The sequence below is a fragment of the Mycobacterium sp. genome (assembly GCF_035499775.1).
GTDB lineage: Bacteria > Actinomycetota > Actinomycetes > Mycobacteriales > Mycobacteriaceae > Mycobacterium.
Genome location: NZ_DATJYB010000172.1, coordinates 1 through 6,911, shown reverse-complemented (window position 1 = coordinate 6,911; position 6,911 = coordinate 1). Strand labels below are relative to the sequence as shown.

The window sequence follows — 6,911 nt, the reverse complement described above, 5'->3', positions numbered from 1 at the left end:
CCGGCGAACGTCAGCGGGACGCCTTCGAGCTTTTCGTAGTGCTCGAGTTCGACGGCGTAGAGGCGGGCGAACTCGACGGCGATCGCGGCGGTTCCGGCGATGCCGGTGGCGGTGTAGTCGTCGGTGATGTACACCTTCTTCACGTCGCGCCCGGCGATCATGTTGCCCTGCGTCGATCGCCGGTCGCCCGCGATGACGACGCCACCGGGATATTTCAGCGCGACGATCGTGGTCCCATGCGGCAGCTGGGAACTGGCGCCGCCCGCTTGCGAGCCGCCGCCAAGACCCGCCGGCAGCAGCTCCGGCGCCTGGCGACGGAGAAAGTCAGCGAACGAGGACAGGTCTACAGCGGAAGAATTAAGGGACAGGCGATCAGAGAACGGCCAGGTCACTGTCCGCCCTTTTGGACATACGCGCGGACAAAGTCCTCAGCGTTCTCCTCAAGGACGTCGTCAATCTCGTCGAGCAGATCGTCGGTCTCCTCGGTCAGCTTCTCGCGACGCTCCTGGCCAGCGGCCGTGGAGCCGGCGAGATCGTCTTCGTCGCCGCCACCACCGCCACGCTTGGTCTGCTCCTGAGCCATCGCCGCCTCCTGCTAGTTATCGGCTTCATTTATCGGCGCTCACGCGCCAAGCCGGTATTTATCTACCCTACCGGTCGACCACGACGTTTCCCGGTTGTACGTCCTATTGTGCGGCTCGCTCAGCTGGTTAGCTGCTCAACCAACTCCACAGCGCTGTCCACCGAGTCCAAAAGCGCGCCGACGTGCGCTTTGCTGCCGCGCAGCGGCTCGAGCGTCGGGATGCGAACCAGCGAGTCGCCACCCAGGTCGAAGATCACCGAATCCCAGCTGGCCGCCGCGATGTCGGCGCCGAACCGGCGCAGGCATTCACCGCGGAAATACGCCCGGGTGTCGGTGGGCGGGTTGTCCACCGCCTCGAGCACCTGATGCTCGGTGACCAGACGCTTCATCGAGCCGCGCGCGACCAGCCGGTTGTACAGGCCTTTGTCCAGCCGGACGTCGGAATACTGCAGGTCGACGAGGTGCAGCCGGGGCGCCGACCAGCTCAGGTTCTCGCGCTGTCGGAAACCTTCCAGTAGCCGCAGCTTGGCCGGCCAGTCCAGCAGCTCGGCGCACTCCATCGGATCGCGCTCGAGCAGGTCGAGTACGTCTGCCCAGGTTTCCACGATGTGGGCGGCGCGCGGGTCCGGGTCGCGACTGTCGACCAGTTTGGCCACCCGGTCGAGGTAAATGCGTTGCAGCGCAAGGCCGGTGAGTTCGCGACCGTCGAGGAGCGCCACGGTGGCCCGCAGCGACGGATCGCGGCTGATGGCGTGGACCGCGTGCACTGGCCGGGCCAGTGCCAGGTCGGTCAGCTCGATACCTTCTTCGATCAGGTCGAGCACTAGCGCCGTGGTGCCCAACTTCAGATAGGTCGACGTTTCGGCGAGGTTCGCGTCGCCGATGATGACGTGCAGCCTGCGGTAGCGGTCGGCGTCGGCGTGTGGTTCGTCGCGGGTGTTGATGATGCCGCGCTTCAGCGTGGTCTCCAGCCCGACCTCAACCTCGATGTAGTCGGAGCGCTGGGAGAGCTGGAAGCCGGGCTCGTCACCGGAGGGTCCGATGCCGACGCGGCCGGAGCCCGTCACCACCTGCCGGGACACCAGGAACGGGGTCAGCCCGGCGATGATGGCCGAGAACGGCGTCTGGCGCGACATCAGGTAGTTCTCGTGCGACCCGTAGGAAGCGCCTTTGCCGTCGACATTGTTCTTATAGAGCTGCAGTTTGGCGGCTCCGGGCACGCTGGCGACGTGCCGCGCCGCGGCCTCCATCACGCGCTCGCCGGCTTTGTCCCAGATCACCGCGTCCAGCGGGTCGGTGCACTCGGGCGCGGAGTATTCCGGGTGCGCGTGGTCGACGTAGAGCCGCGCCCCGTTGGTCAGGATCATGTTGGCCGCGCCGACCTCGTCGGCGTCGACGACGGGCGGCGGGCCGGCCGAGCGACTCAGGTCGAAACCCCGGGCGTCCCGCAGCGGCGATTCCACCTCGTAGTCCCAGCGGGTGCGCTTGGCGCGCTGGATGCCCGCGGCGGCCGCATAGGCCAACACCGCCTGCGTTGAGGTGAGGATCGGGTTGGCGGTCGGGTCCGACGGCGACGAAATGCCGTATTCGACCTCCGTCCCGATAATCCGTTGCATGCCATAAAGCCTACGGGCCGTCTGCAGCTCGCTGAGGCCGGGCATCAACCGGCCGCACAAGGGCGTGCGCGCTATTAGGGTGAGCCGTCATGAGCCTCTCGCCGCGCCCCCCACAGGCACGCCAGACATCGCCAAGGGCCGAGGCTGAAAACTGGTTCCTGCAGCGGGGCCTGCCGGCGGTGCTGACGACCAGGGGCCGGTGGCGGCGGCTGTTTGCGCGGTCAGCCCCCGTCCTGGCGGCGTACGCGACGATTCAGGCCTGCGGTATCCCGATCCTGCTGATCGCCGGGAGCAACGAAGTCCATATCGAAGGGAAACCGTCAACCGTCGAATGGGTGGTGCTCGCGATAGTCGCGGCCGCCCTACCGCTGGGAATTCTCGTCGGTTGGCTCGTGCCCCGCTTGGCGCATCGGCGCAGGGCAGTGGCGGGGATCGCCGCGGCGATCGTCGCAGTGCTCGCAGGTGTGATCAATGCAGCTCCGTCCCAACGACTTTCGGATGCCATGCTGTCAGCCGCGGTGGTGGCGGTGGTACTGATCCTGACCGGCTCCGGCGTCGCGGCGGTGCTCATGTGGGCGGTGCGCATGATGCTCTCGCACGTGGCGACCGTCGGCGCGCTGCTGGTCCGGTCCCTGCCGGTGGTCCTGCTCACCGCACTGGTGTTCTTCAACACCTACGTCTGGCTGATGGCGGTGACGATCGACGGCAAGCGGCTGTGGCTGGCGTTGGCATTTCTGGTCTCCCTCGCCGGGATCTTCGTCATCTCGGCCACGGTCGAACGGGTGAGGCCGATGCTGAGGTCGTCCGCCACGCTGCCCGAAGACACCGAAAAGCTCGTCGATACCCCCTTCGCTGCGATGCCGGATCCCCCCGCGGATTCCACCCGCGTCCCGCTGAAGAAGACCGAACGCCTCAACGTGGTATTTGTGCTGGCCGCCTCGCAACTGGTGCAGATCTCGGTGGTGGCAGTGGTGACCTCGATGATCTACCTGATTCTCGGGCTGATCCTGCTCAATCCGGCACTGCTCAAGGAATGGACCCACGTCGGGTCTCAAACCACGAGGATGTTCGGCATGACGGTTCCGGTGCCGGATTCGCTGCTCAATATGTGCCTTTTCCTTGGGGCGTTGACATTCATGTACATCAGCGCCCGTGCGGCCGGCGACGCCGACTACCGCTCGAGCTTCCTCGACCCCCTTATCGACGAGCTGCATGCCGCGTTGATCGCGCGAAACCGCTACCGCGGAAATATCGCCCCGCGGGACGAAGTTGACGCCACCTGACTCTGTGATTAATTTCACCCTGGTGTCCAGCCCCCAAACCGGAGATGCCGTGGGCGAACAGCCGGCGAATTTATCCGGGCAACGTTACGGCGAAGTGCTCCTGGTAACCCCCGGCGAAGCGGGTCCGCAGGCCAATGTCTACAACAGCTTCCCGCTCAACGACTGCCCGGCCGAACTGTGGTCAGCCCTCGACCCGCATGCCATCGCCACCGAGCACGGCGCGGCCGCGGCGCTGCTCAACGGTCCACGCTATTGGCTGATGAACGCCATCGAAAAACAAGCTCGAGGTCCGCAGATCATCAAGAACTTCGGCGGGATCGACATGATCCTGCAGGCCACCGTGCTGCTGTCCTCGATGAACCCCGCGCCCTACAGCGTCAACAAGGTAAGCCGCCACACGGTGTTCGTCTTCAACGCCGGCGAAGAGGTCTACGAACTCCAGGACCCGCACGGACACCGCTGGGTCATGCAGACCTGGAGCCAGGTGGTCGACCCTGAGCTCTCGCGAGCCGATCTCCCGAAGCTGGGCGACCGGCTGAAGCTGCCCGACGCATGGTCCTACCTGACGCGGGTGCTCACCGAAGAGCTGCGGGTGGACACCATGTCGCGCGACGCCCAGGTCACCCAGGACGACCTGACCAACAGCTATTCGCTGGTGACCGCCTGAGCTACAGGTACTGACCCAGGTTGGACTCGGTGTCGATCGCCCGGCTGGCGCTCGAACTCTTGCCGGTGACCAGGGTGCGAATGTAGACGATCCGCTCACCCTTCTTGCCCGAGATCCGCGCCCAGTCATCGGGGTTGGTGGTGTTGGGCAGGTCCTCGTTCTCGGCGAACTCGTCGACGATCGAGTCGAGCAGATGCTGGATGCGCAGACCGGGCTGCCCGGTCTCCAGCACCGACTTGATCGCGTTCTTCTTCGCGCGGTCGACGACGTTCTGGATCATCGCGCCGGAGTTGAAGTCCTTGAAGTACATGACTTCCTTGTCACCGTTGGCGTAGGTGACCTCCAGGAACCGGTTGTCATCGATCTCGGCATACATCCGTTCGACGACCTTCTCGATCATCGCTCGGAGGCAGGCCGTGCGGTCGCCGTCGAACTCGGCCAGGTCGTCGGCATGCACCGGAAGGGCCTCGACCAGGTACTTCGAGTAGATGTCCTGCGCCGCTTCGGCATCGGGCCGCTCGATCTTGATTTTCACGTCCAGGCGCCCGGGCCGAAGGATGGCCGGGTCGATCATGTCCTCGCGGTTGGAAGCGCCGATCACGATGACGTTCTCGAGCCCCTCCACGCCGTCGATCTCGGACAGCAGCTGCGGGACCACGGTCGTCTCGACGTCCGAGGAGACGCCGGTGCCGCGAGTACGAAAAATCGAGTCCATCTCGTCGAAGAACACGATCACCGGTGTTCCTTCCGATGCCTTCTCGCGGGCGCGCTGGAAGATGAGCCGGATGTGGCGCTCGGTCTCGCCGACGAACTTGTTCAGCAGCTCGGGGCCCTTGATGTTGAGGAAGTAGGACTTCGCCTCACGCGAGTCGTCGCCGCGGACCTCGGCCATCTTCTTGGCCAGCGAGTTCGCCACCGCCTTGGCGATCAACGTCTTGCCGCAGCCGGGCGGGCCGTAGAGCAGCACACCTTTGGGCGGGCGCAGCGCGTACTCGCGGTAGAGCTCCTTGTGCAGGAAAGGCAGCTCCACAGCGTCGCGGATCTGCTCGATCTGACGGGTAAGACCGCCGATGTCCTCGTAGCTGACATCCGGCACCTCTTCCAGCACCAGGTCCTCGACCTCGGCCTTGGGAATGCGCTCGAAGGCATAGCCGGCTTTGGTGTCGACCAGCAGCGAGTCGCCGGGGCGCAGCTTGCGCGGCCGGGTGTCGTCGTTGAGGGCGTCGGGATGCCCCTCCGGCAAATCTTCGGCGACCAACGGCTCGGCGAGCCACACGATGCGCTCTTCGTCGGCGTGGCCCACGACGAGTGCCCGGTGACCGTCGCCCAGGATCTCGCGCAAAGTCGAAATCTCGCCGACCGACTCGAACGTCCCCGCCTCGACGACAGTCAGGGCTTCGTTCAGCCGGACCGTCTGGCCCTTCCGCAAGGAAGCCACCTCGATGTTCGGCGAGCATGTCAGGCGCATCTTGCGACCCGACGTGAACACGTCGACGGTGTCGTCTTCGTGGGTCCCCAGCAGAACTCCATAGCCACTGGGCGGCTGCCCCAGCCGGTCGACCTCCTCGCGCAGCGCCAGAAGTTGTTGACGGGCTTCTTTAAGAGTTTCCATTAATTTGGAATTGCGAGCCGCGAGCGAGTCGATACGGGCTTCGAGTTGATGCACATCACGCGCAGAGCGCACGCTGCCGTGCGGACCAACCGCGTTCTCGAGTTGCTCGCGCAGCACTGCGGCCTCACGTCGCAGTTGTTCTAGTTCGGCAGCATCGTCGCTGGACGAGGGGTTGTTTTGGTGGGCACCGAAGGCTTCAGAACGCTCTGATTCAGCCATGTTGCGCTCCTCTCCCGCACCGAAATGATCCGGCGGATACATCCAAGCTACCGGCCATCGGCCGTTCATGTGTGTAGTCAAATACCCCGAAATCCGCTCGAAATGTTACAAATAATGTCGCGCTGGTAATCTCGGCCACAAATCAGGCCGAGCGAAAGGTCAGCCGTGACGATAAAACCCCTCGCCACAGGCATTGTCGCCCTCGCCATCGTCGGCGCGACGGCTGCCGGTGTGACTTCTGTTTCACCCGCCGGTCCGACGGATCCGCAGGTTCAAATCGTCGTGTTCGGTGTGCCGCTTCCGCTGGACCCTGCCGAGGCCGTGCCCACCCCCGGCGAGGTGATGGCAGTCCTCAACGGGCTGCAGGCTCAGGGCGTGCCGTTCGCGAGCAAGGCCAACCTGATCGAGGGCGGCCTGGGACCGTTCGAAGCCGGGCTTGCCGATTCGAGGTTCCAAGAGGCCGTCGCCAACGGCGCCCTGCCGCTGGCGTTCAACGTGGCAAATATCCGGCCCGCCGGTCCCGGAGCGGCCACTGCCGACATCACCGCCTCCGGTCCCAAGCTGGCACCCGCGACGCGCAACGTCAGGTTCGTGAACCAGGGCACCTGGAAGATCGCCCGCGCCTCGGCGTTGGCGCTGGTACAGGAAGCGGGAGTGGGCGCATAGCCCGCCGGCCTGAATGCGCCGACATGTTGTTGTCCTGCTAGGCGCCGCCGCGATAGTGGCGGCGGCCGGGCTCTCGGGTTGTTCGGGCGGGCCCAAGGTCGACGCAGGAGCCGCCTCATCGGAGGCGATCGCCACGCCGAGTCCGGTTGGGTCTCCCCCGGCTGCGCCCCTGCCCCCGCCCGAAGCCCTCACCGATGTGCTGGGCCGACTGGCCGACCCGAACGTGCCGGGCAGCAACAAGGTGGGCCTGGTCGAAGGCGCAACG

At 65.4% G+C, this 6,911-nt stretch carries 6 protein-coding genes and 2 pseudogenes; 4 read left to right on the top strand and 4 right to left on the bottom strand.

Translation table 11 applies throughout. The features are described 5' to 3' along the window. The 3 genes and pseudogenes from VML93_RS11895 to dop all read right to left on the bottom strand — a co-directional run. Positions 1 to 392: pseudogene (locus VML93_RS11895) on the bottom strand (proteasome subunit beta); the annotation flags it as partial. After that, the gene (locus VML93_RS11890; protein WP_325610792.1) at positions 389 to 583 is read right to left on the bottom strand and encodes a ubiquitin-like protein Pup; all 195 of its coding nucleotides are present in this window, start codon (positions 581 to 583) and stop codon (positions 389 to 391) included. The gene VML93_RS11890 and the pseudogene VML93_RS11895, both read right to left, overlap by 4 nt. A 119-nt stretch (positions 584 to 702) precedes the next feature. Then, complete coding sequence (gene dop, locus VML93_RS11885) at positions 703 to 2,199, bottom strand: pup deamidase/depupylase (protein WP_325610791.1); 1,497 nt, start codon at positions 2,197 to 2,199, stop codon at positions 703 to 705. 89 nt (positions 2,200 to 2,288) lie between these two features. Between dop and VML93_RS11880 the strand changes: the two genes are divergently transcribed. Both VML93_RS11880 and VML93_RS11875 read left to right on the top strand, forming a co-directional pair. Beyond that, on the top strand, positions 2,289 to 3,482 hold the full coding sequence (locus VML93_RS11880) for a hypothetical protein (RefSeq protein WP_325610789.1): 1,194 nt from the start codon (positions 2,289 to 2,291) through the stop codon (positions 3,480 to 3,482). Between the two features lie 49 nt (positions 3,483 to 3,531). Next, on the top strand, positions 3,532 to 4,149 hold the full coding sequence (locus tag VML93_RS11875) for a hypothetical protein (RefSeq protein WP_325610793.1): 618 nt from the start codon (positions 3,532 to 3,534) through the stop codon (positions 4,147 to 4,149). 1 nt (position 4,150) lies between these two features. On the opposite strand, the gene arc is transcribed toward VML93_RS11875, so the two are convergent. Beyond that, the gene (gene arc, locus VML93_RS11870; protein ID WP_325610787.1) at positions 4,151 to 5,980 is read right to left on the bottom strand and encodes a proteasome ATPase; all 1,830 of its coding nucleotides are present in this window, start codon (positions 5,978 to 5,980) and stop codon (positions 4,151 to 4,153) included. 165 nt (positions 5,981 to 6,145) lie between these two features. On the opposite strand from arc, the gene VML93_RS11865 reads away from it, so the two are divergent. Then, on the top strand, positions 6,146 to 6,646 hold the full coding sequence (locus VML93_RS11865) for a hypothetical protein (protein ID WP_325610785.1): 501 nt from the start codon (positions 6,146 to 6,148) through the stop codon (positions 6,644 to 6,646). Between the two features lie 13 nt (positions 6,647 to 6,659). Then, positions 6,660 to 6,911, top strand: a pseudogene (locus VML93_RS11860) (hypothetical protein); the annotation flags it as partial.

Bases quoted from the DNA above. Each gene is read 5' to 3' on its own strand.
- VML93_RS11890 (WP_325610792.1), bottom strand. From the start codon at position 583: ATGGCTCAGGAGCAGACCAAGCGTGGCGGTGGTGGCGGCGACGAAGAC.
- dop (WP_325610791.1), bottom strand. From the start codon at position 2,199: ATGCAACGGATTATCGGGACGGAGGTCGAATACGGCATTTCGTCGCCG.
- VML93_RS11880 (WP_325610789.1), top strand. From the start codon at position 2,289: ATGAGCCTCTCGCCGCGCCCCCCACAGGCACGCCAGACATCGCCAAGG.
- arc (WP_325610787.1), bottom strand. From the start codon at position 5,980: ATGGCTGAATCAGAGCGTTCTGAAGCCTTCGGTGCCCACCAAAACAAC.